Below are 21,613 nucleotides of genomic sequence, written 5' to 3' on the forward strand. Positions count from 1 at the left end.
ACGTCGGTTTGCCGGTGCCGCACGGGATTTGTGGTGGCGGCGAAGCGCAGGAGCCGGGTAAGCGAAGCGGCCGGGCTAAGCTGCAAAGGTGGCAGTGAGCGAGTCGCAGTGGAAGGAGCCCGGCGGTCCGTCCGCGGCCACCGCCCCACCCGGTTCCTGGCCTGGTGCCATGGGGCCGCCGGTGGTCGGCCCGCCGCCGCGGCTGAGCGCGCAGCCGCCGACCGCGCGGCCGCCGACACCCGCCGCCGCGTACGGGGCGTGGCATGGCGCGCTGCGGCCGCCCGTGTTCAAGGTGAGCCAGCCCCGCCCGACCTTCCGGGAGCCGATGGCCGTCAACGGCCAGATGATCGCGCTCGGCGGCGCTGCCGGGGCGGCCTGGATGCTGCTGTTCGGGCTGCTCATGACCGGGTCGGCCCGCGGGTACGTCTGGATCACCCTCATCGCCGGCTTCCTCGCCTGGGGCGCGGCCGCGATCCTGGCCCGGTTCGGCGACCGCGGGGTGGCCGTCGGAGTGGCGGCGGCCAGCGGACTCGGCGTCGCCATCGCGGGCATCCTGGTCGCCTACCGCCTGGCCGGCGGCGACTGGCTCCTCTGGTGAAGAGCCAGTAAGAAGCGACTGGTGAAAACAGCCCCTTGACGCGGATTCCGCCGAGGATCACGCTCAGCAACATGGCTTTGAGGCTGCAGCGGCTCGACCCCGAGCGGCGACGCCGGCGGCTCGCGCTGCTGGTCGAACTCGCGGACGCCAAGGCGCTGCGCGAGCGGCTCCACCCCCGCCGGCTGCGCGCCGACCGCCTCCGCGAACTCATCGCCAACCGACGACGCAAGACCGTCTGAGAAGACCGTCTGAGAAGACCGTCGGAGAAGACCGTCGGAGAAGACCGTCTGGGCTGGGGACCAGCCCGCGCAAGACTCGCCGAGGCGAACTCCGGGCCCCTTTGCGCGCAGAGCGCAATCGGCTCGAATAGTGTTCACCGCGTACCGACGAGCACCGACCGGGGGGACCGTGTCGCACTTCGCTGCCGCTGTCACGCGCGGCGCTGAGGGCTGGGCCGCAGCCGAGCTGGACCTCAGCGGCGTCGCCGACATCGAAGAGATCACCGATCGCCTGCGGGACGCCGATCCGGAGGCGGCCGTCTCGCTGTTGTTCGTCGAGTCCGACGACGCGTACCTGGCCATCCTGCGCCTCGACGACGGCGAGGACCTGCGGGTCTTCGGCTCCGACCAGGTGTTCGCCGACGAGTCGCGGCTGGGCGCGATCCTGCTGGGCGACATCGAGGAGCAGGTGCCCGACATCGCCGACGACGAGGACGAGGACTCCGACGAGGACGAGGACGACGGGGACGACCGTCCCTCGGCCGAGCCCGACGTCGAGCCGGTCGGCGACCCGGAGCTGCTGGCCGACCTCGGCATGCCGGGCGGGCGGCTGCTGGAGCTGTGCGCCCAGGAGGGCATGCTGCCGGCCGACCTCACCGCCGAGATCTGCCAGGCCATCGGGGCCGGCGACGAGATCGAGGAACTGCGCGAGGCCTGATGCCCCGCTGGGAGCCGGCCATGCGGCGCGCGCTCGCGGTCGCGGCGGAAGCCGGCCCGGACGTGCCGATCGGCGCCGTCCTCCTCGGGCCCGACGGCGCCGAGCTGGGGGTCGCGCACAACGAGCGCGAGCTGACCGGCGACCCGACCGCGCACGCCGAGATGCTGGCGCTGCGCCGGGCGGCCGGGGCGAACGGCTGGCGCCTGGAGGACTGCACGCTGGTCGTGACGGTCGAGCCCTGCACCATGTGCGCGGGCGCGATCGTGCTGGCCCGGGTCGGGCGGGTGGTGTTCGGCGCGTGGGAGCCCAAGACGGGCGCCGCCGGCTCGCTGTGGGACGTGCTGCGCGACCGGCGGCTCACCCATCGCCCGGAGGTGATCGGCGGCGTGCTGGAGGCCGAGTCCTCAGCGCTGCTGCGCGAGTTCTTCCGCGCCCACCGCCAGTAGCGGCCGGCACAGGTCCCGCGCCTCCTGCGACCACGGCGCGGGCCGCAGCGTGTCCGGGTCGAGCTTGACGTTGACCCGGCGCCCCTCCGCGTGGACGGTACCGCCGTCGGCCGAGAGGATGCGGAAGCGGTACACCGCGCTGCTCTCCCCCAGTGTCTCGATCCAGAACTGCACGCCGATGTCGCCCGTGCCGCGGACCGGTGCCCGGTAGGAGATCGCGTACTCGGCGACCGCGTGCACCGCGTCCGGCGAGGAGGGACGGCCACCGGCGAACGAGACGCCCCGCGCGGCCCACCACTGCGACAGCGCGCGTTCCAGGAAGACCGCATAGCGCGCGTTGTGCACGATCCCCATGGGATCGAGATCGTCGAAGTGCACCGTGAAAGGTGCGACATGGCCCGACATCAAACCTCCGGAAGCAGATTTGGTACTGGACTGAGCCCCCGCAATCGCTCCAGCGCCGCCGTGCGCGCGTGGGCGTAGACGAGCGGGGCGGCGAGCAGCCGGCTCTCGTACACGGCGGCGGTGCCGAGCGCGTTGAGCTCGAAGGAGAGCTGCCCCGCATCGGTGTCCGGACGGAGCTCACCGAGCTCGACCGCCTCCGCGATGAGCCGTTCGAGCAGCACGTGCCAGTGCTCCAGGGCCACCGCCAGCCGCTCGTGCACCGGGCCCGTGCGGGCGGCGAAGGCGAACTGGGCGGTACCGAAGAAACAGCCACCGGGAAGAGCGCCCGACGCGATGTCGGCCAGCCGGTGCTCGTGCAGCGCGAACAGCCGCCGGACGCCCCGCGGCGCGCGCAGGGCCGGGCGAACCACCACATCGGTGAAGCGCGCCTCGGCGTGGTCGGCCGCGGCGAGCTGCAGCTCCTCCTTGGTCGACCAGTGCGCGAACAGGCCCGACTTGCTCACCCCGAGGCGCTCGGCGAGCTGGTTGAACGAGAGCCCGTCCAGGCCGGACTCGGTGGCCAGGACCACCGCGGCGTCCAGGGCGGCGGTGCGGGCCCGTTCGCCGCGGGCCAGGCGGCCGTCAATCATGCTTTGACGGTACCAACAAAAAGAGCGACCGATCGGTTAGTTTTCTGTGGGCAAGTTCACCGTGACTCGGAGTCCGCCCCCGTCGCGCGGCTCGGCCTCGGCGCTGCCGCCGTGCGCGACCGCGACCGAGCGCACGATCGACAGCCCCAGCCCGGTGCCGCGGGCCGAGCCGGTGCGGGAGCGCAGCCGGCGGAACGGCTCGAACAGGCCCGGGACCTCGTAGCCGGGGATGACCGGGCCGGTGTTCTCGACCACGAGCCGCGCCGAGTTCCCGCTGCGCACGGTGCGGACCCAGACCCGGCCGTCGGGCACGTTGTAGGCCAGCGCGTTGTCGACCAGGTTCTGCACGACGCGCTCCAGCAGCACCGGGTCCCCGATCACCGGGGCCGGGTCCAGCGCGGCCTCGACGTCCTTGTCCGCGACCACGTGCCGGGCCACCTCGGCCAGGTCGACCCGGTCGCGCACGGTCAGCTCCTGCTCGGACGCGACGAGCGTGAGCAGCCCGTCGATGAGCCGCTCGTGCCGGGCGTTGACGGCCAGCAGCGTCTCGCCCAGCTGCACCACCTCCGGGGGCGGGTCGGGGCGGCTCAGGGCCACCTCGATCAGCGTGCGGTTGATCGTCAGCGGGGTACGCAACTCGTGCGAGGCGTTGGCGGCGAACCGGCGCTGCCCGTCGAAGGCCTGGTCGAGCCGCTCCAGCATCGAGTCGAAGGTGTCCGCGAGCTCCTTGATCTCGTCCCGCGGCCCCTGCAGCGCGATCCGCTCGTGCAGGTTGCCGCCGGCCACCCGCCGGGCCGTCTCGGTGATCTGCCCGACCGGCCGCAGCGCCCGCTCGGCCATCAGCCAGCCGACGCCGATCCCGATCACGGTCAGCAGGCCGAGCGCGATCGCGCCCTGGGTGAGCAGCGCGTTCAGGGTGTCCTGCTCGATGCGGTCCTGGCGCTCCTGCAGCTGCTGGACCAGGTCGAAGAAGCGCCGCTGGTCGAGCCCGAGCAGGTTCTTGGCCTCGTCCGGCAGGTCGCCGATCGTCGCCGAGCCGGCGTTGCGCTGGTGGATGTTCTGCTCCACCAGCACGTACGTCAGGCCCAGCAGCAGCGCGCCGCCGGCCAGGAACAGGGCGCCGAACAACGCCGTCAGGCGGACGCGGATGCGCAGGTGTTTCACGGGATCTGGTACCCCACTCCGGCGACGGTCTCGATCACGGGCGGATCACCCAGCTTGCGGCGCAGCGTCATCACGGTCACCCGCAGCACATTGGTGAACGGGTCGATGTGCTCGTCCCAGGCCCGCTCCAGCAGCTGCTCGGCGGTGACCACCGCGCCGCCGGCCCGCAGCAGCTCCTCCAGCACGGCGAACTCCTTGCGGGTCAGCACCACGAACCGCCCGCCCCGCAGCACCTCCCGCCGGCTCGGGTCCAGCCGCAGGTCACCGCGCTCCAGCACCGGCGGCGCGGCCGCGCGGGCGCGCCGGCCCAGGGCCCGCACCCGGGCCACCAGCTCGGTGAACGCGAACGGCTTGCCCAGGTAGTCGTCGGCCCCGAGGGACAGCCCGGCGACCCGCTCGGCCACCGCCGAGGCCGCGGTCAGCATCAGGATCCGCGTGTCGGGCAGCGTCGCGCTGACGTGCCGGCAGACCTCGTCGCCGCCGACCGCGGGCAGGTCACGGTCGAGGATCAGCACGTCGTACTCGTTCACGCCGAGCCGCTCCAGCGCCCCGTGCCCGTCGTAGGCGACGTCGACCGCGAACGACTCGCGGCGCAGCCCCTCGGCGACGGCGTCGGCCAGCAGGTGCTCGTCCTCCACCACCAGTACGCGCATGCCCTCATGGTGCCGCGCCGGAGCGTAAGCCGGGGATAAGCGCCCGCGCTGATGCCGGTCTTACCGGGTCCTCCCTTCACTGGCGGCATGAGGAAGCTGCTGGTCGTCATGAGTTGTCTGCTGCTGTTCGGGTGCTCGTCCGCGCCGTCGGGGCCGTCCGTCGCGACCGCCGACGGGGGCACCACCAAGGCCCCGGCGAGCGCCGCGCCCGACAAGGCCGAGGCCAACCGCCAGTTCGCCAGGTGCATGCGCGGGCACGGGGTGGACGTGCCCGACCCCGGTCCGGACGGGAGCATCCAGTTCGACCCGGACGTGGCGGGCGGGGATCGCAGCAAGGCGGTGGCGGCGGCTTCGGCCTGCCAGCAGTACCTGCCGAACGGGGGCGACCTGCAGAACCTCTCGCCGGATCAGCTGGAGCAGGCGCGGGCGTTCGCCAAGTGCATGCGCGAGCACGGGATCGCCATGCCGGACCCGGACCCGAACACCGGGGTCTCGGCGATCCTCAACAGCGGGATCGACTTCAACTCCCCCGCGTTCAAGGCGGCGGCCGACGCGTGCAAGTCGCTGGTACAACGGTGAAACGGCTCTTGTGGTTGATCCCGGTTCCCGTCCTGGTCGCCGTCATCGGATATGCCGGGTTCGGGCACCGCACGGCAACGCCGCCGCCGGTCGCGGTGAAGACCACCACGATCACCAAAGGCACGCTGACCGCGACCGAGAGCGTCGACGGCACGCTCGGCTTCGGCGATCCGGTCACGGTCAACGGCCGCCTCCCCGGCACCGTCACCGCGCTGCCGCCCGAGGGTTCCACGATCAGACGCAACGATGTCTTGTACCGGGCTGACGGCCGCCCCGTCGTCCTGTTCTACGCCGCCGCGCCGTTCTACCGCGCGCTGAAGCCCGGCGACGAGGGCGACGACGTGCGGGCGCTCGAGGCCAACCTGGCCGCGCTCGGGTACAAGGGCTTCACCGCCGACGACTCGTACACGGCCGCGACCGCCGACGCCGTGCGCGACTGGCAGGAGGACCTCGGGCTGCCGGAAACCGGCACCGTCGAGCTCGGCCGGATCGTGGTCGCGCCCGACGCGGTGCGCGTCGGCGAGGTCAAGGCCCACCTCGGCGACGGCGCGACCGGGCCGATCCTGCAGTGGACCGGCTCCACCCGCCTGGTCACCGTCCAGCTCGACGTCACCGAGCAGCGGCTGGCGGCGATCGGGGCGGCGGCGACGGTGAAACTGCCGGACGATCGGGAGGTACCCGGGAAGATCTCCGCGATCGGCGCGGTGGCCACGGCGTCCACCCAGAACAACCAGACCAAGGTGACCGTCGACGTCACCGTGACCGTGGCCGAGCAGGACAAGCTCGGCACGTTCGACGCCGCCCCGGTGACCGTGACCCTGGTGTCGGAGCAGCGCCGGGACGTCCTGATCGTGCCGGTCGGGGCGCTCGTCGCGCTGGCCGAGGGCGGCTACGGGCTGCAGCTGGTCAGCGAGCGCGCCACGCGCACGGTCGCGGTGAAGACGGGGCTGTTCGCCTCCGGCAAGGTCGAGGTCTCGGGGCCGGAGCTGGCGGCGGGACTGACGGTCGGAGTCGCCGGATGATTGCGCTCGAGAAGGTCCGGAAGGTGTACCCCGGAGGCGTCGTCGCCCTCGATGACGTCTCCCTGACGATCGCCGCCGGCTCGCTGGTCGCCATCGTCGGCCCGTCGGGCTCGGGCAAGTCGACGCTGCTGCACCTGATCGGGGCGCTGGACGTGCCGTCGGGCGGCGTTGTGCGCATCGACGGGCAGGACGTCTCCGGCCTGTCCGACGCCGGCCTGTCCCGGCTGCGCGCCTCGACCATCGGCTTCGTCTTCCAGCAGTTCCATCTCGCGCCGGGGACGTCGGCGCTGGACAACGTGGCGGACGGGTTGCTGTACGCCGGCGTGGGCCTCGCCTCCCGCCGCCGCCAGGCCGCCGCCGCCCTTGCCCGGGTGGGCCTCGAGCACCGCCTCGCACATCGTCCGCACCAGCTCTCCGGCGGGGAACGCCAGCGGGTGGCGATCGCCCGTGCGGTGCTCGGCAACCCGCCGCTGCTCCTGGCCGACGAGCCCACCGGGAACCTCGACAGCGCGGCGGGCGCGGACGTCATGCGCCTTCTGGGTGATTTGCACGAGTCCGGGACAACCGTCGTGGTGATCACGCACGACCAGGACATCGCCGCCGCGCTGCCACGGCAGATCTCGCTGCGGGACGGGCGGTTGTCGTGAAGTTCGCGGACATTCTGCGGCTCGGCGGGATCGGGCTGCGGACCCGGCCGCTGCGCGTGGTGCTCTCCGCGCTCGGGATCGCCATCGGCATCGCCGCCATGGTCGCGGTGGTCGGCATCTCCGCCTCCAGCCGCGCCGAGGTCGACCGGCGGCTGGCCACGCTCGGCACCAACCTGCTCACCGCCGGGCCGGGCAAGTCGTTCTTCGGCGACGCCTCCCACCTGCCCGAGGAGGCCGAGGCCATGGTCGCCCGGATCGGGCCGGTCACCGCGGTGTCGGCCGTCGGCCGCGTTCCTTCCGCCCATGTGTACCGCACCGACCGCATCCCCACCGCGGAGTCCGGCGGCATCGCGGTGCTCGCGGCGCGTACCACGCTGCCCGGCACCGTCGGCGCGACCGTGCACGCCGGGACCTGGCTGGCCGCGCCGACCTACCCCACCGTGGTGCTCGGCTCCCGCGCCGCCGGCATCCTGGGCCTCACCGGCGGCCTGGGCCTGAACGTCTGGCTCGGCGGGCATTGGTTCACCGTGGTCGGGATCCTGGATCCGGTACCGCTCGCGCCCGAACTCGACTCCGCCGCCCTCATCGGCTGGCCGGTGGCGTCTTCCGTGCTCGGCTTCGACGGGTACGCGACCACCATCTACAGCCGCTCCCGCGACGACGCGGTGCCCGAGGTCGCCGCGGTCCTGGCCGCGACCGCCAACCCGGCGGCGCCGAACGAGGTGCAGGTGTCGAGGCCGTCGGATGCGCTGGCGGCGAAGGAGGCGACCGACACGGCGTACACCGGACTGCTCTTGGGTCTTGGGGCGGTTGCCCTGCTCGTGGGCGGCGTCGGGGTGGCCAACACCATGGTCATCTCCGTGCTCGAACGCCGCCCCGAGATCGGCCTGCGGCGCGCACTCGGCGCCACCCGCACGCACGTCCGGCTGCAGTTCCTGGCCGAGTCGCTGCTGCTCGCCGCCCTGGGTGGACTGGCCGGCGGGCTGCTCGGCGCACTCGTCACGGCGTCGTACGCGGCCTGGCGCGACTGGCCCGCCGTGCTGCCCGCCTGGGTACTGGCCGGCGGCCTCGTCGCCACGCTGGTGATCGGCGCGATCGCCGGCCTCTACCCGGCCATGCGGGCCGCCCGGATGTCCCCGACGGCGGCCCTCAACACGGCTGCTTGAGCTACTTGATGATCGTCTGCAGGGCGATCTCGACCATCTGGCTGAACGTCTGCTCCCGCTCCTGCGCGGTCGTGCGCTCCCCGGTCTTGATGTGGTCGCTCACCGTCAGCAGCGTGAGCGCCCGCGCGTTGTACCGGGCCGCGATCGTGTACAGCGCGGCGGACTCCATCTCCACCGCCAGCACCCCGTAGTCGGCGAGGCGGTCATAGAGGTCGGGCCGATCCGTGTAGAACGCGTCGGCGGCCAGGATCGGCCCGACCACCATCTGAATCCCCTTCTCGGCGGCCACGTCCACCGCGGTGCGCAGCAGCCCGAAGTCCGCCACCGGCGCGTAGTCGATCAGCCCGTCGAACCGCGCCCGGTTCATGTTGGAGTCGGTGCTCGACCCGATGGCCGCCACGACGTCGCGAAGCTTGAGCTCATCGCGAATCGCCCCGCAGCTGCCGACCCGGATCAGGGCCTTCACCCCGTAGTCGTTGATCAGCTCGTGCGCGTAGATGCTGGCCGAGGGCATGCCCATGCCGGAGCCCTGGACACTCACCTCGACCCCCTCGTAGGTCCCGGTGAACCCGAGCATGTTCCGGACGGTCGAGTAGCAGCGGGCATCCTTGAGGTACGTCTCGGCGATCCACTTGGCCCGGAGAGGATCTCCCGGCATGAGGACCCGCTCGGCAATCTGACCCGGCTCGGCGCCGATGTGCGTGCTCATACCGTGATCCTGCCAAACGGCGAGCCCCCGCGCGGATGGCCCCGGGCAGTCAGGTAACCTCTTCGGCGGTGGCGTGTCCGAGTGGCCTAAGGAGCACGCCTCGAAAGCGTGTGAGGGTGCAAGCCCTCCCGGGGTTCGAATCCCCGCGCCACCGCCAACGGCCAACCCGGATGCCCGGCCCGTCATCACGACGGCGCCGGGCTTCTGGCTGTTTGTGACGTTTTGGCGTTTTCATCGGCAGGCGTCTGGCCCGAGCGCCGTTCGGCTCACCTTCCCCGTCGTGTGGCTGACCCCGGGGGTGGGGTGGCGGGCGATCGACCGCGCGGAATTCCATTTGTGCCGATGCGTGCGGCTGGGCGACGCTAGGGTGGCGTTCACCAGGGGGATGACCGGCAGCGACAGCAGGGGCACGGCGAGTGGGAATTACGCAACGTGCGATATGGCACTTCGCGGTCTAGCGGGCAGTCGCACAGCCGATAGATACTGAGACGAGGCTAAGGGGGGAACCGATGCCCAACGTCTTCTATCAGGACCGAGATATCGTCATCACCGACGACGTGTTCGCGGTCTGGAAGCCCGAGCCCCAGGTGTACGACCTGGAGGCGCTCCAAGATCTGCGCATCGAGCACAGTCGACGTGCGATACCTACCGTACCGCTCGTCGCCGGCGCTCTGGTCACCGTGGGGGCGGTGGCGGGAATTTCGATCACGGATCGACCGGGCCAATTCATGATCGCGGCGGCGGTGCTGTCGGTGTCGCCGTTCTCCGGGCGGGTGGTGCGGATCTTCACGCCCGTCGTGTGGTTCTTGCGGGCCACTTACGCGGGGGCCGGGGTCACGCTATTCGCATCGAGCAACGCGATTGCGCTGCTGCGGGTGCGGCGCGGTCTGATGCGGGCGTTCGCGGCCAGCGCGGCGAGTGTCGAGCGGCTGGATCGCGGGGGTTACGCCGAGGAGTACCGGCAGCTGAACGCACTGCTCTGACGATCGTCGAGGATCTGCCCGCGGAACTGTGGTTCCGCGGGCAACGCTCGTTGCCCGGTTTGCCGGTAATGTGCATTCATGGGCCAACTTCGCATATTCACGTGTCGTGTAATGACTCGATCCGTATGCTGAAGGTTCACGTCCTAGGGTTACGAGGAGGCCGACCCGATGGCCGAGAACAGCAACGGTCCCGCTTGGCGCAAGTCGCGTTCCTGCACCAATAACGCGTGCGTCGAGGTCGCCACGGCCACCGACGCGGTGCTGGTCCGCGACTCGAAGGATCCGGCCGACGTTCAATTGCGATTCAGCAAGGCGGATTGGCGGGCTTTCGTCACCGACCTGCGCTCCGGCACACTTCCTCCGCCATGCTGAATGCCTACTGAAGGTCGAACTCACCGTCCTTGATACCGCCGACGAACGCGCCCCAGGTCTGGCGGTCGAACGACAGCACGGCACCCTCCGGCTTCTTGGCATCGCGGACCAGAATGGTTGCCGTCGTCAGGTCGGCGACCTCGACGCAGCTCTGGTTTGCGCAGTAGCTGCTCTTCTGCCAGCCGGACAGCGTGACGGGCTTCTGCATTGTTTCACCTGGTTTTCTTCGCGGGGAGGTGGCCGGGACCACCCCCATTGGGTCCTCGACTAGCGCGAGGATCCTCTCTCGACCGGCCCGGAGTCGTCGGAATCGTCGGGGGCGTCGGCGGCGGGGCGGGGTAGCTGCGCCGCCCGGGCGATCCGGGCTGTCGAATTCTCTTGGTCCAGCGAGCCGTCCCACATCTGGTCCCACGCCTTGCGGTGCCGGACGATGCGGGTCTCGTCGTCGACGATCTCGTCGACGGTGCCACTCTCCCGGTACAGCACGGCGTGACCGCTCTCCTCCGGTGAGAGGTACAGCAGGTCGAAGTGGCCGAATGGCGCGAACGGGTTCGCCATGGGATGGATGCGGATGTGCAGCCAGCCCTCGCCGATCAGGGAGTGAATGAGCGTGAATTGTTCCCGGGTGGTCTGGTCGCCACCGATGTTGCGCAGCAGCACCGACTCGTCGAGCACCATGTAGATACTGGGCCGGGGATTGCGTTTGAGCAGGACATTCCGCCGCGCCGTCCGGATCGCGGACCGGGCCGAAATGACCTCGCTGGTGAGATCCTCGACGAATGGCTGCATCACGGCGTGTGCGTATTCTTCCGTCTGCATCCATCCGGGAATCGCGGCCGGTGCGAATGTCCGGGTGGACGTCGCCTCGGCCTCGAAGCTGATGTACTGTCGCATGGCCGGCGTCAAATGGCCCTGATAGCGACTCTCGTCCCACCATTGGCGCCGTTGTTTCGAAGCTTTTGCGGCCTGCACCAAATCGTCGACGGTCCGGCGGTCCTTGATGCCGAGATACGACAACAGGGGCCGCAGATCGTTCGCGGAGATCGTCACTTCGCCGGACTCGATGCGCATCACCTTGGACAACGACCATTCCATGGCTTCGGCCACTTGGGTCTGCGTGTCACCCTTGGCGTTCCGGGCGTCCTTGATCGCCAATCGCACCTTTCGGCGCGCGACGGCAGGGGTGTCACCCGAACTCATCGTGTCCCTCGTTGGACGTCAGTCGTACGTCTAGGTGCCGTATGGCCGATTGTCGCCCACCCTACTCGCGATTCGGTCTGCTTAGGGTCGAAGACCAGGGAAAAGCCGGCCGACGGCCGACATGCCCGATCTTGTGACAAGTATGTCGACCGTTCGGATGGCCCCGTTCGGGCCGGAGACAGTGTAAGACTCATCTGCCATAAGGCAGGTTGGGATGTAGCAGGTTAGCCAAGTTGTTACACAACCGACTTATGTGAACCAACCCGGCAAACCGGTGCGAGCTGCGACAACACGTCCTTGCGCCCGCTCGTTGTCAGACCTTTCCCGAACCCGCCGGGTGAGGCTACGCGCGCCGCTCTGCGCATCCCGGAATGCCCGCCGCCGTCGCCGAACCACGCCGCCGCTGGAATAGGCCCCCGGAGGGACGCCGCGGCGGTGCGTGGAAGCGCCCAGGCGCCGCGGACGGGTCAGCGCCAACGCCGAACCACACCGTCTCGGCGGGCGTGGAAGCGCCCGGGCGCCGCGGACAGGTCAGCGCCAACGCCGAACCACACCGTCGCGGCGGTGGCGTGGAAGCGCCAGGGCGCCGTGGACGGGTGAGCGCTAGCGTGGTCCACATGCCAGAAGCGCGTGACCCGATCGCCGACCTGCGTCGCATCGCGTTCCTGCTCGAGCGGGCCCACGAGAAGACCTACCGCGTCCGCGCGTTCCGGGGCGCCGCGGCCAAGCTGGGCAAGCTCCCCGAGGGCGAGCTCGCCACCAGAGCCCAGGCCGGCACCCTGACCGACATCGCCGGCATCGGGGACGTGACCGCGCGGTGCGTGGTCGAGTCGCTCAACGGCGAGCAGCCCGTCTACCTGCGCCGGCTCGAGGCGACGGCCGGGCAGGATCTGGACGCCGAGACGGCCGGGCTGCTGCACGCGCTGCGCGGCGACTGTCACGCGCACTCCGACTGGAGCGACGGCGGGTCGCCGATCGACGAGATGGCCATGGCGGCCGCGCAGATCGGGCACGAGTACCTCGTGCTCACCGATCACTCGCCGCGCCTCACCGTGGCCCGGGGGCTGTCGGCCGAGCGGCTCGCCGAGCAGCTGGACGTGGTGGCCGACATCAACGCCGGGTTCGCGACCATCGGCATGTCGTTCCGGCTCCTGACGGGCATCGAGGTCGACATTCTCGCCGACGGGTCGCTCGATCAGACCGACGAGCTGCTCGACCGGCTCGACGTGGTGGTCGCGTCCGTGCACAGCAGCCTCAAGGACGAGCCCGAGGTGATGACCCGGCGGATGGTCACGGCGCTGGCCAACCCGCGGATGGACATCCTCGGGCACTGCACGGGGCGGCTCATCACCGGCGGGCGGGGCACCCGGCCGGAGAGCCGGTTCGACGCCGAGGCGGTGTTCGCGGCCGCGGTCGAGCACGACAAGGCGATCGAGATCAACTCGCGGCCGGAGCGGCTGGACCCGCCGAAGCGGCTGCTACGGCTGGCGCTGGAGGCCGGCTGCCGCTTCACCATCGACACCGACGCGCACGCCCCCGGGCAGCTCGACTGGCTCGCCAACGGCTGCGAGCGCGCGATCGCCTGCGGCGTCCCGGCCGACCGGATCCTCAACACGCTCCCCGCTGACGACCTGCTGGCGTGGACGGCCTCCCACCAAAAAACCGCATCGCGCAAGTAGCCCCTGCGAGATACCCACGCCGAGCAGGACGATCACGCCGCCGACCGGCTGGTGCCAGGTCAGGTGCTCGTTGAGGAACACGACGCCGGCGATCGCGGCCACGAACGGCGGGAAGTACGTGACCATCGAGCCGGTCGTCACGCCCGCCGTCTGCACGACGTGGAAGTTCAGCGCGAACGCGAGCCCGGTGCCGAACACGCCCAGGGCGACGATCGCGATCCACACCCGCGGCCCGAGGTCCAGCGGCGACGCCGGCCGCCCGGCGATGAGCGGCGCGGCGATCACCAGGTGCAGCGTGGACATCAGCAGCTGCCCGGCCGAGAGCTGGAACGCCGAGATCTCGAAGTGCTGCAGCAGCCAGCGGGTGTAGTTGAAGGCGATGCCGTAGCAGGTGACCGCGCCGAGCAGCATGAGCTGGCCGGAGAGCGAGGCGCCGCCGACGCCCTTCCAGACGCCCAGCACGACGAGTACGCCCACGAAGCCGACGAGCAGGCCCCAGATCTGGCGCTGGGCCGGCCGCTGCGACCGGACGGCGACGAGGGTGACCAGCAGCGTGGTGAGCGGGGCGGTGCCGTTCCAGATGCCGGCCAGGACGGACGGCACGCGTTGCTCGGCGTATCCGAAGAGCACGAACGGTACCGTCGAAGCGAAAAGCGCGAACAGGAACAGATGCCCCCACAGTCTGGCCCCGCGGGCCAACGGCAGCCGTCGGACCGCCAGGAACAGCACGAGGGTGAGGGCGCCGAGGGCGATGCGGTAGAGCGCGATGTAGACCGGCGCGAGCCCCGTGAGCGCGTCCTTGATGAACATGAAGCTCGTGCCCCAGATCAGGGCGACCGCGGCGAAGGCGGGCAGCCAGCGCTTGATGTCAGGGGCGGGACTCGTCATAGTCCTTACTCTGCATCATCCTGGGAGGCCGGGGACACACCGCGACGGCCCGCTGAGCCACGGGTTGCGAATTGGCCTCCGGGTGCCCGGCGGTGATCGGTTTCGTAACGTAGGGTCGGCCCGTGGGTTCTATCGATGACATCGCCGACCGGTATGTCGAGCAGTGGGCGCCCCTCGACCCGATCGGGGCGACCTTCGTCGGCGTGGCCGGCCACGATCACGAGCTGACCGACCTCTCACCCGACGGCTTCGCCGCCCTCGCCGACCTGGACCGGGCCGCGCTGGCCGCGCTGGACCGCGAGACGCCCGCGACCGAGACCGAGCGGGTGGCCAAGGAGGCCATGCAGGAGCGGCTCGGGCTGGCCCTGGAGCGGTACGAGGCGGGCGACCTCACCAGCGACGTCAACGTGATCTCCAGCCCGCTGCACGGCGTGCGGAGCTCGTTCGACCTCATGCCCAGCAGCGGCGAGGAGGCGGTGGCCAACATCCTGGCCCGGCTCCGCGACGTGCCCCGGGCGCTGGCCCAGTGGCGCACGACCCTGCTGCACGAGGCCCAGCGCGGCAACGTCGCCCCCTCGAAGCAGATCGTCGAGGTGGCCAAGCAGTGCGAGGTCTGGGCCGACCCGCAGGGCGACAACTTCTACCCCGACCTGGCCGCCCGCATCGGGGCCGAGAGCCCGGCGCTGGCCGCCGAGCTCGCCACCCGGGCCGAGGCCGCGCGGGCCGCCACGGTGGAGACCAGCGAGTTCCTGCGCCGCGAGCTCGCACCGCTCGGCCGGCCCAAGGAGGCCGCCGGGCGCGAGCGCTACCAGCTCGCCTCCCGCTACTTCCTCGGCGCGACGGTCGACATCGACGAGGCGTACGCCTGGGGCTTCGACGAACTCGCCCGTCTCGAGTCGGAGATGCGCACCGTGGCCGACAAGGTCGTGCCCGGCGGCACGGTCGACGAGGCGGTCGCCGCCCTGGACAACGACCCGGCCCGGGTGATCCAGGGCAAGGAGGCGTTCCGCGACTGGATGCAGGAGCTCGCCGACGCCACCGTGGACGAGCTCAACGGCCGCCACTTCGACATCCCGGAGCAGGTCCGCGCGATCGAGTGCATGCTGGCCCCGACGTCCGACGGCGGCATCTACTACACCGGCCCGAGCGAGGACTTCACCCGCCCGGGCCGCATGTGGTGGGCCGTCCCGCAGGGCGTGGACAGCTTCTCGACCTGGCGCGAGGTCACCACGGTCTACCACGAGGGCGTCCCCGGCCATCACCTGCAGATCGCGCAGACGTACGTCCGCGCCGAACTGCTCAACCGCTGGCGCCGCGTGCTCGCGTGGTCGTCGGGGCACGGCGAGGGCTGGGCGCTCTACGCCGAGCGGCTGATGGACGAGCTCGGGTATCTCTCGGACCCGGGCGACAAGCTGGGCATGCTCGACGGCCAGGCCTTCCGCGCCACCCGCGTGATCGTGGACATCGGCATGCACCTGGAGCTGGAGATCCCGCGCGACAACCCGTTCGGCTTCGCGCCGGGCGAGCGCTGGACGCCGGAGCTGGGCTGGGAGTTCCTGCGCGCGCACTGCCGCGTGGAGGAGAAGAGCCTGCGGTTCGAGCTCAACCGGTACCTCGGCTGGCCCGGCCAGGCCCCCTCCTACAAGCTGGGCGAGCGCGCCTGGCTGGGCGCCCGGGCCGACGCCCAGGCCCGCAAGGGCGCGGACTTCGACCTCAAGGCGTTCCACCGCGACGCGCTCAACCTGGGCTCGCTGGGTCTGGACCCGCTGCGCGCGGCCCTGGCGCGCATCTAGGGAGCGGATGGTCTGGCTGGCACCGTTGGATACTGTTCGATGTCCTGAAGAACAGTGGGGGAGCAAGCTCCACCCACACCCCCTCAAAAGCGGGCCGGGTCTCACGGGCAGCAAATAGGGGGTTCAGGTGGCCTCTTGGTGGGCGTCCAGGTGCGACGCCCACCAACAAAACTAGGCGGCCGGGGCGATGTCCAGCGCCGGCGCGGTGAGCACGTTGGACTGCACGTAGACCAGCTCGATCTCGCACGCCGTGTAGAAGCCCGGCAGCGGGATCGGCGGCGGCGGGAACGACGGGGTGAAGGTCAGCGGCAGCAGTCCCAGCACGTTGGCCGAGAACCGGGTCGTGTAGAACTTCACGTCGCCCGAGACCGTCAGCTTCGAGCTCTTGGTGATCAGCAGCTTCGGGCCGCCCGGGGTGTCGAGCTCGAACGGGGTGGAGACCGAGTTCTTCATCGAGAAGGCGAGCACCTTCACCGTGGTGCCGTCCTTGCGCGGGAGGTCGGCGACGCCGTCGTAGGTCAGGCCGTCCATCGTCATCACGTCCGCCTTGAGGATCGACGGCTGCTTGGCGACGAAGGGCTGGCCCGCCGCGATCTGGGCCTTCTTGTTGTTCGGGGTCGGCGACGCGCTGGTCAGGCCGCAGGCCGGGGTCGACGAGGGCTTCGCCGAGGCCGGCTGCTTGGTCGGGGCGGCGGTGGTGGTCGCCGCCGGGGGTGCGACCGACGCGGCGGTCGAAGGCTCCGTCTCGTTTTTCTTGTCGCCGCCGGTGAACAGATCACCCAGCCAGTCGAGCAGACCCTCGGCCTTGGTAGGCGTCGGCGTCGGGGTGGGGCTCGCCGAAGTGGCCGGGGCCGCCGGGGTGGTGGCGGCCGGTTTGGCGGATGGCGATGACGACGGGACCGACGGGCACGCGGCCGGCGCGGCGTACGCCTCGCCGCCCCGGTTCGTCGCGGCCACGACCGCGGCGGTGAGCAGCAGGGCCATCAGGAGCGGGCCCAGGTGACGCCGCTTGGGCAGATCACCTGGGCCGTCCGATGGGGGGAGCTGCTCATCGGCGCTGCCCGCACCGTGCCCTTCGTGCAGGGGGCTGAGCTGGGCCGTCGGGATCTCGTCGCGGAGCACGCCGGACGGTGGTCGCCGGGACTCGTCGTACGTCGGCCACGCACCGGCCGCGGCGCCGGGAGCGGCGTCGTCCTCGACCAGGAAGTCGTCGAGCTTCGTGTCGCGGTAGTACGGCGCCGATTCAAGCGGTTCAGGCGATTCAGGCGCCTCAACAGCACTTTCCGCAACCGAAGGAGGCGCCGCGGGAGGTGCCCAAGCGACGGCGAGGCCGCCGCCGACCAGGCCCAGGACGGTACCGAGGAAGAAACCACCGAGGTTGAGCCCGATGAGCGCATAGAGCGCCACCACCGTCCCGAGAATCCCGTAGAACAGCCGCTGCTGCGGGCTGAACCACGTCAGCGCCCCGCAGAGCAGCATCATCAGCGGAATCACGTAGGACAGGAAGCCGGTCGGTCCGAAGTGGACCTCCAGCGCCAGCTTGAGGTTGCCGCTGACGAAGAGCTCCACGCCCGAGAGCAGCAGGAACAGCCCGCCCCAATACGGTCGTTGGGCACGCCAACCGACCGAAGCGTGCGAGGGGGTCACTGGGTCCTCCAAGAACAAACAGGGAGCCCGCGGGGTCGCATCCCCGCGGGCCCTGATGGAGCTGCTAGAAGCACTCTTCGGCGTTGGCGCCGGTCGAGATGCCGAGGTCCAGGCCGGTCAGCTTGAACGTGCCGGCGGTGGTCGACCAGGCGACCTGCTTGAGGTTCGTGATGGTCACGCCGTCCGCCTGCTGGGCGAAGCCGCCCTGCAGGCCCTTGGCGTTGGCGCCGCCCTTGCTGAGGTCGGACGCGTCGATGCCGATCTGGATGTTGTCGAACGTGGCGTCACCCTTGAGCGACGTCAGGTCGATCAGCAGGTCGGTCGCCTCGGCCGGGTTGTTCGCGTCCTTGCCGGCGTGGATGACCATGGTCACCGGCAGGCCGGGCACCTTCACCGACTGGCACAGGTTGTACAGCTTGGCGTTGGCGATACCGGAGACGGCGACCGGGTGGTTCTTCGGGTCGGCCGGGTTGCGCGGGTCGCCGCCCTTCTCGGTGGCCATGCCGCCGTACTGCACGAAGCCCGTGCCCACGAGCTTGTCGGCGGACACCTTGAACTGACTGCCGGAGACGTTGAACGACGCGGCGATCGCGCCGGTGGCCTGGCCGAAGACGATGGCGCCGGCGATGAAGCTGGCCGGCACGACGACGGTGGCGAAACGCTTCCATCGCGTGCGGCCCTTCACCGCGCTGCCCTGAGCTACGGACACGTAGGGCTCCCTCTTGTCGCGGGGTGCTGGTGGTGCGGCGCTCCTGCACAGCGGGCGCACGCATCGCGCCGTCGGGACCGGTTCCTGGCGCTGCCGGGCGGGTTCCAGGGGCCGGGTCGGGGCGTGCGGACGATGTTGCCCCGTCCCCCGCGCGGGTTCAAGGCCGGTCGTTACCGGCGGGTAACCCCGAATTTCGCAAATTCATACGCTGCGTAGTCGCCGACCCGAAACAGGAACGGCGAGGACGCCATCAAATCGGACAGACACCCACTGTGATAGCTACCACAGGTGACCGATCTTGCCGATTATCACGGTTCTATAACGACAAACCTCTGGGGTTCCTTTTTCACCATGCGCACACCGACCCATTGCCAAAGGCATCGATGAATGGTTAGTTAGCACACGTAACAAATAGCAAGCGCGATCGGCGCGCGTCTTGCCTGGCTGAACCCCACAGCTCAGGAGGACACCCATCATGGCACCATCCCCGCGCCGACGATCGCTGCTGCTGGTCGCAGCCGTTCTCGGCACCTTCGTGGCCGCCGTGGCCGAAACCCCGGCCCACGCGATCACCATCCCGGCCGCTGATTATCAGCACGTCCAGCTGGCCCTCGGCCCGTCAGAACTGGGCGAGCCGATGTCCCTGGCGGTGCTGCCCGACCGGTCGGTGATCCACACCGCCCGCGACGGCACAGTCCGGATCACCGATGCCGCCGGCAACACCAAGGTCGCGGCCAAGCTCTCCGTGTACACGCACGACGAGGAGGGCCTGCAGGGCGTCGCCGCCGATCCCGGCTTCGCGACGAACCGGTGGGTCTGGCTGTACTACTCGCCGACCCTTTCCACTCCGTCCGGCGACGCACCGGCAACCGGTACAACCGCGGACTTCAACACCTGGAAGGGTCACCTCAACCTCTCCCGGTTCACCCTGAAGTCCGACAACACGCTGGACCTGACCAGCGAGAAGGTGGTGCTCACGGTCGACAACGACCGCGGGCTGTGCTGTCACGTCGGCGGCGACATCGACTTCGACGCGGCCGGGAACCTCTACCTGACCACGGGCGACGACACCAACCCGTTCGAGTCCAACTCCTACGCGCCGATCGACGAGCGCACCAACCGCAACCCGCAGTACGACGCCCAGCGCTCGTCGGCCAACACCAACGACCTGCGGGGCAAGCTCCTGCGGATCAAGCCCAACACCGACGGGACGTACGCGATCCCGTCCGGCAACATGTTCGCCCCGGGCACCGCGAAGACCCGCCCCGAGATCTACGCCATGGGCTTCCGCAACCCGTTCCGGATGAGCGTCGACAAGCCGACCGGGATCGTGTACCTCGGCGACTACGGCCCCGACGCCGGCACGACGGACCCGAACCGCGGCCCCGGCGGGCAGGTCGAGTTCGACCGGGTCACCGGCCCCGGCTTCTACGGCTGGCCGTACTGCACCGGCACGAACACCACGTCGGAGACCTACAACGAGTGGGACTTCGCGGCCGGCGTGACCGGCGCGAAGTACAACTGCGGAAGCGGGCCGGCGAACAACTCCTTCCGCAACACCGGACTGGCCACGCTGCCCGCCGCCAAGAGCAGCTGGATCCGGTACGGCGGCGACGCCGGCACCCCGCCCGAGTTCGGCACCGGGTCGGAGTCGCCGATGGGCGGTCCCGTCTACCGCTACAACGCCGGGCTCAGCTCGGCCGTCAAGTTCCCGCAGAGCCTCGACGGCCTGTTCTTCGCCGGGGAGTACGGCCGCCGCTGGATCAAGCCCGTGAAGGTCAACGCGGACGGCTCACCCGGCGAGATCTCCACCTTCCCGTGGGCCGGCACGCAGGTCATGGACATGGCCTTCGGCCCGGACGGCGCGCTCTACGTGCTCGACTACGGCACCAGCGGGGCGAACAACCAGGCGCTGTACCGCATCGAGTACGTCGGCGGGGCCAACCGCGCCCCGATCGCGAAGATCACCGCGGACCGGACCTCCGGCCCGAACCCGCTCACGGTGGCCTTCTCCTCGGCCGGCTCGTCCGACCCCGAGGGCGGCGCGCTCACCTACGCGTGGGACTTCGACGGCAACGGGACCACGGACTCGACCGCGGCCAACCCGAGCTTCACCTACACCACCAACGGCACCAAGACGCCGACGCTCACGGTCCGCGACCCGCAGGGGCTGACCGGCACCGCGAGCACGGTCGTCACGGTGGGGAACAGCGCTCCGACGGTACGGCTCAACCTCCCCGCCAACGGCCAGCTCTTCAGCTTCGGCGACACCGTGCCGTTCTCGGTCACGGTGACCGACCCCGAGGACGGGACGATCGACTGCTCCAAGGTCACCGTGACGTACCTGCTCGGCCACGACGCCCACCAGCACCAGATCACGTCGAACACCGGCTGCACGGGCACGATCGCGGTCCCGGTCGACGGTGAGCACGACGCCGCGGCCAACGTCTACGGGGTCTTCGACGCCTCCTACACCGACAAGGGCGGCCTGACCGGCCACGGCGTGTCGACCCTGCAGCCGCGGCACCGCCAGGGCGAGCACTTCGGCCTGCAGTCGGGCGGGGTGCAGATCGCGAGCCACGCCGCGGCCGAGGGCGGCTCGACGGTCGGCTTCATCGACAACGGCGACTGGGTGTCGTTCGCGCCCTACCTGTTGAACAACGCCACGCAGTTCACCGCGCGCGTCTCGTCGGCCGGCGCCGGCGGCACGATCGAGGTGCGGGCCGGTTCGGCGACCGGCACGCTGCTCGGCACGGCGACGGTCGTCCCGACCGGCGGCTGGGAGACCTTCGCGAACGTCTCGGCCAGTTTGACCGGGGCGCCTGCTTCGACGACGACGCTGTACCTCGTGTTCAAGGGCGGGGCCGGCAACCTCTTCGACGTGGACGCCTTCACGTTGGGCACCTCCGGCCCCAGCCTGCGGGCGACGGCGAACGCCAAGTACGTGACGGCGCTCAACGCGACCACACCGCTGATCGCCGACGCGACCACGATGGGCCCGGCCCAGCAGTACGACCTGGTCGACCTCGGCAGCGGCAAGGTGGCGCTGAAGGCCCGGTCCAACGGGCAGTACGTCTGCGCCGAGAACACCGGGGCCAACCCGCTGATCGCCAACCGGGCGGCCGTCGGGGCCTGGGAGACGTTCACCCTGGTCCGCAACTCCGACGGCACGGTGAGCTTCCTGGCCCAGGCCAACGCCAAGTACGTGACCGCCGAGAACGCCGGCGCGAGCGCGCTGATCGCCAACCGCACGGCCATCGGGCCCTGGGAGAAATTCACGATCGTCCAGTAGTACGTGCGGCTGTATGTTGACACTTCTCGTTGGAATATGAGTGGATGTGTTGGTCCATGGGGATCTACGGATCTCCATGGATCGGCTACGGCCGCC

General features: G+C 70.4%; 22 protein-coding genes, 1 tRNA gene and 1 pseudogene. 14 read left to right on the forward strand and 10 right to left on the reverse strand.

The features are described 5' to 3' along the window. The first annotated feature begins 88 nt into the window (after window positions 1-88). The 4 genes from ACQP00_RS50515 (at window position 89) to ACQP00_RS50530 (ending at window position 1,980) form a co-directional block, all read left to right on the forward strand. On the forward strand, window positions 89-598 hold the full coding sequence (locus ACQP00_RS50515; RefSeq protein ID WP_433211442.1) for a hypothetical protein: 510 nt from the start codon (window positions 89-91) through the stop codon (window positions 596-598). Between the two features lie 71 nt (window positions 599-669). Then, window positions 670-837: a hypothetical protein gene (locus tag ACQP00_RS50520; protein ID WP_433211445.1), complete on the forward strand. Its 168-nt coding sequence runs from the start codon at window positions 670-672 to the stop codon at window positions 835-837. A 169-nt stretch (window positions 838-1,006) separates the two neighbouring features. Then, window positions 1,007-1,534 carry a tRNA adenosine deaminase-associated protein gene (locus tag ACQP00_RS50525; RefSeq protein WP_433211448.1) on the forward strand — a complete coding sequence of 176 codons (528 nt, stop codon included), beginning with the start codon at window positions 1,007-1,009 and terminating at the stop codon, window positions 1,532-1,534. Next, on the forward strand, window positions 1,534-1,980 hold the full coding sequence (locus ACQP00_RS50530; protein WP_433211451.1) for a nucleoside deaminase: 447 nt from the start codon (window positions 1,534-1,536) through the stop codon (window positions 1,978-1,980). Before ACQP00_RS50525 ends, ACQP00_RS50530 begins: the two co-directional genes overlap by 1 nt. Here ACQP00_RS50530 and ACQP00_RS50535 read toward each other — a convergent pair. Genes ACQP00_RS50535 through ACQP00_RS50550 form a run of 4 tightly spaced genes read right to left on the reverse strand, consistent with a single transcriptional unit; the run spans window position 1,939 to window position 4,831 of the window. Continuing rightward, window positions 1,939-2,385, reverse strand: a complete 447-nt coding sequence (locus ACQP00_RS50535; protein WP_433211454.1) for an acyl-CoA thioesterase — start codon at window positions 2,383-2,385, stop codon at window positions 1,939-1,941. The two genes, ACQP00_RS50530 and ACQP00_RS50535, sit on opposite strands and share 42 nt — an antisense overlap. Then, window positions 2,385-3,014: a TetR/AcrR family transcriptional regulator gene (locus tag ACQP00_RS50540; RefSeq protein WP_433211457.1), complete on the reverse strand. Its 630-nt coding sequence runs from the start codon at window positions 3,012-3,014 to the stop codon at window positions 2,385-2,387. Before ACQP00_RS50540 ends, ACQP00_RS50535 begins: the two co-directional genes overlap by 1 nt. 36 nt (window positions 3,015-3,050) lie before the next feature. After that, window positions 3,051-4,178, reverse strand: a complete 1,128-nt coding sequence (locus ACQP00_RS50545) for a sensor histidine kinase (RefSeq protein WP_433211460.1) — start codon at window positions 4,176-4,178, stop codon at window positions 3,051-3,053. Beyond that, a complete protein-coding gene (locus tag ACQP00_RS50550; RefSeq protein WP_433211463.1) occupies window positions 4,175-4,831 on the reverse strand; it encodes a response regulator transcription factor in 657 nt (218 codons plus the stop codon). Before ACQP00_RS50550 ends, ACQP00_RS50545 begins: the two co-directional genes overlap by 4 nt. An 87-nt stretch (window positions 4,832-4,918) precedes the next feature. On the opposite strand from ACQP00_RS50550, the gene ACQP00_RS50555 reads away from it, so the two are divergent. From ACQP00_RS50555 to ACQP00_RS50570, 4 genes are read left to right on the forward strand one after another with little or no spacing between them, the layout of a single operon-like run. Further along, on the forward strand, window positions 4,919-5,410 hold the full coding sequence (locus tag ACQP00_RS50555) for a hypothetical protein (protein WP_433211466.1): 492 nt from the start codon (window positions 4,919-4,921) through the stop codon (window positions 5,408-5,410). Next, on the forward strand, window positions 5,407-6,432 hold the full coding sequence (locus ACQP00_RS50560) for a peptidoglycan-binding protein (RefSeq protein ID WP_433211469.1): 1,026 nt from the start codon (window positions 5,407-5,409) through the stop codon (window positions 6,430-6,432). The genes ACQP00_RS50555 and ACQP00_RS50560 overlap by 4 nt, the downstream gene beginning before the upstream one ends. Beyond that, a complete protein-coding gene (locus ACQP00_RS50565) occupies window positions 6,429-7,079 on the forward strand; it encodes an ABC transporter ATP-binding protein (protein WP_433211472.1) in 651 nt (216 codons plus the stop codon). The genes ACQP00_RS50560 and ACQP00_RS50565 overlap by 4 nt, the downstream gene beginning before the upstream one ends. Beyond that, the gene (locus tag ACQP00_RS50570; RefSeq protein WP_433211475.1) at window positions 7,076-8,245 is read left to right on the forward strand and encodes an ABC transporter permease; all 1,170 of its coding nucleotides are present in this window, start codon (window positions 7,076-7,078) and stop codon (window positions 8,243-8,245) included. Before ACQP00_RS50565 ends, ACQP00_RS50570 begins: the two co-directional genes overlap by 4 nt. A gap of 1 nt (window position 8,246) precedes the next feature. Here the strand turns inward: ACQP00_RS50570 and deoD are convergent, their stop codons facing one another. Continuing rightward, a complete protein-coding gene (gene deoD / locus ACQP00_RS50575) occupies window positions 8,247-8,954 on the reverse strand; it encodes a purine-nucleoside phosphorylase (protein ID WP_433053023.1) in 708 nt (235 codons plus the stop codon). Window positions 8,955-9,021: 67 nt separating this feature from the next. On the opposite strand from deoD, the gene ACQP00_RS50580 reads away from it, so the two are divergent. The 3 genes from ACQP00_RS50580 to ACQP00_RS50590 all read left to right on the forward strand — a co-directional run bounded on the left by ACQP00_RS50580 (window position 9,022) and on the right by ACQP00_RS50590 (window position 10,309). Continuing rightward, window positions 9,022-9,111, forward strand: a tRNA-Ser gene (locus ACQP00_RS50580). 352 nt (window positions 9,112-9,463) lie between these two features. Beyond that, entirely contained in the window at window positions 9,464-9,937 is a 474-nt protein-coding gene (locus ACQP00_RS50585; RefSeq protein WP_433211478.1) for a DUF6232 family protein, read from the forward strand. A gap of 168 nt (window positions 9,938-10,105) precedes the next feature. Beyond that, window positions 10,106-10,309, forward strand: a complete 204-nt coding sequence (locus ACQP00_RS50590; RefSeq protein ID WP_433211481.1) for a DUF397 domain-containing protein — start codon at window positions 10,106-10,108, stop codon at window positions 10,307-10,309. Between the two features lie 4 nt (window positions 10,310-10,313). On the opposite strand, the gene ACQP00_RS50595 is transcribed toward ACQP00_RS50590, so the two are convergent. Beyond that, window positions 10,314-10,517 carry a DUF397 domain-containing protein gene (locus ACQP00_RS50595; protein WP_433053038.1) on the reverse strand — a complete coding sequence of 68 codons (204 nt, stop codon included), beginning with the start codon at window positions 10,515-10,517 and terminating at the stop codon, window positions 10,314-10,316. Between the two features lie 59 nt (window positions 10,518-10,576). Then, on the reverse strand, window positions 10,577-11,509 hold the full coding sequence (locus ACQP00_RS50600) for a helix-turn-helix domain-containing protein (protein WP_433211484.1): 933 nt from the start codon (window positions 11,507-11,509) through the stop codon (window positions 10,577-10,579). A gap of 617 nt (window positions 11,510-12,126) precedes the next feature. On the opposite strand from ACQP00_RS50600, the gene ACQP00_RS50605 reads away from it, so the two are divergent. Next, window positions 12,127-13,188 (forward strand): PHP domain-containing protein, encoded by a 1,062-nt coding sequence (locus tag ACQP00_RS50605; RefSeq protein WP_433211487.1) that lies wholly within the window; start codon window positions 12,127-12,129, stop codon window positions 13,186-13,188. 72 nt (window positions 13,189-13,260) lie between these two features. On the opposite strand, the pseudogene ACQP00_RS50610 reads toward ACQP00_RS50605, so the two are convergent. Next, window positions 13,261-14,076: pseudogene (locus ACQP00_RS50610) on the reverse strand (DMT family transporter); the annotation flags it as partial. Window positions 14,077-14,198: 122 nt separating this feature from the next. Here ACQP00_RS50610 and ACQP00_RS50615 point away from each other — a divergent pair. Beyond that, complete coding sequence (locus tag ACQP00_RS50615; protein WP_433211490.1) at window positions 14,199-15,869, forward strand: DUF885 domain-containing protein; 1,671 nt, start codon at window positions 14,199-14,201, stop codon at window positions 15,867-15,869. A 171-nt stretch (window positions 15,870-16,040) separates the two neighbouring features. On the opposite strand, the gene ACQP00_RS50620 is transcribed toward ACQP00_RS50615, so the two are convergent. After that, a complete protein-coding gene (locus ACQP00_RS50620; protein ID WP_433211493.1) occupies window positions 16,041-17,516 on the reverse strand; it encodes a DUF6114 domain-containing protein in 1,476 nt (491 codons plus the stop codon). Window positions 17,517-17,580: 64 nt separating this feature from the next. Next, the gene (locus ACQP00_RS50625; protein WP_433211496.1) at window positions 17,581-18,225 is read right to left on the reverse strand and encodes a DUF6230 family protein; all 645 of its coding nucleotides are present in this window, start codon (window positions 18,223-18,225) and stop codon (window positions 17,581-17,583) included. 475 nt (window positions 18,226-18,700) lie between these two features. Between ACQP00_RS50625 and ACQP00_RS50630 the strand changes: the two genes are divergently transcribed. After that, entirely contained in the window at window positions 18,701-21,517 is a 2,817-nt protein-coding gene (locus tag ACQP00_RS50630; protein WP_433211499.1) for a PQQ-dependent sugar dehydrogenase, read from the forward strand. The last annotated feature ends 96 nt before the right edge of the window (window positions 21,518-21,613 follow it).

This window comes from Dactylosporangium sp. CS-047395 (assembly GCF_050942185.1).
GTDB lineage: Bacteria > Actinomycetota > Actinomycetes > Mycobacteriales > Micromonosporaceae > Dactylosporangium.

Coding starts and splice junctions, on each gene's coding strand:
- ACQP00_RS50630 (WP_433211499.1), top strand. CDS start 18,701: ATGGCACCATCCCCGCGCCGACGATCGCTGCTGCTGGTCGCAGCCGTT.
- ACQP00_RS50520 (WP_433211445.1), top strand. CDS start 670: ATGGCTTTGAGGCTGCAGCGGCTCGACCCCGAGCGGCGACGCCGGCGG.
- ACQP00_RS50605 (WP_433211487.1), top strand. CDS start 12,127: ATGCCAGAAGCGCGTGACCCGATCGCCGACCTGCGTCGCATCGCGTTC.
- ACQP00_RS50565 (WP_433211472.1), top strand. CDS start 6,429: ATGATTGCGCTCGAGAAGGTCCGGAAGGTGTACCCCGGAGGCGTCGTC.
- ACQP00_RS50585 (WP_433211478.1), top strand. CDS start 9,464: ATGCCCAACGTCTTCTATCAGGACCGAGATATCGTCATCACCGACGAC.
- ACQP00_RS50590 (WP_433211481.1), top strand. CDS start 10,106: ATGGCCGAGAACAGCAACGGTCCCGCTTGGCGCAAGTCGCGTTCCTGC.
- ACQP00_RS50595 (WP_433053038.1), bottom strand. CDS start 10,517: ATGCAGAAGCCCGTCACGCTGTCCGGCTGGCAGAAGAGCAGCTACTGC.
- ACQP00_RS50540 (WP_433211457.1), bottom strand. CDS start 3,014: ATGATTGACGGCCGCCTGGCCCGCGGCGAACGGGCCCGCACCGCCGCC.
- ACQP00_RS50555 (WP_433211466.1), top strand. CDS start 4,919: ATGAGGAAGCTGCTGGTCGTCATGAGTTGTCTGCTGCTGTTCGGGTGC.
- ACQP00_RS50530 (WP_433211451.1), top strand. CDS start 1,534: ATGCCCCGCTGGGAGCCGGCCATGCGGCGCGCGCTCGCGGTCGCGGCG.
- ACQP00_RS50535 (WP_433211454.1), bottom strand. CDS start 2,385: ATGTCGGGCCATGTCGCACCTTTCACGGTGCACTTCGACGATCTCGAT.
- ACQP00_RS50550 (WP_433211463.1), bottom strand. CDS start 4,831: ATGCGCGTACTGGTGGTGGAGGACGAGCACCTGCTGGCCGACGCCGTC.
- ACQP00_RS50600 (WP_433211484.1), bottom strand. CDS start 11,509: ATGAGTTCGGGTGACACCCCTGCCGTCGCGCGCCGAAAGGTGCGATTG.
- deoD (WP_433053023.1), bottom strand. CDS start 8,954: ATGAGCACGCACATCGGCGCCGAGCCGGGTCAGATTGCCGAGCGGGTC.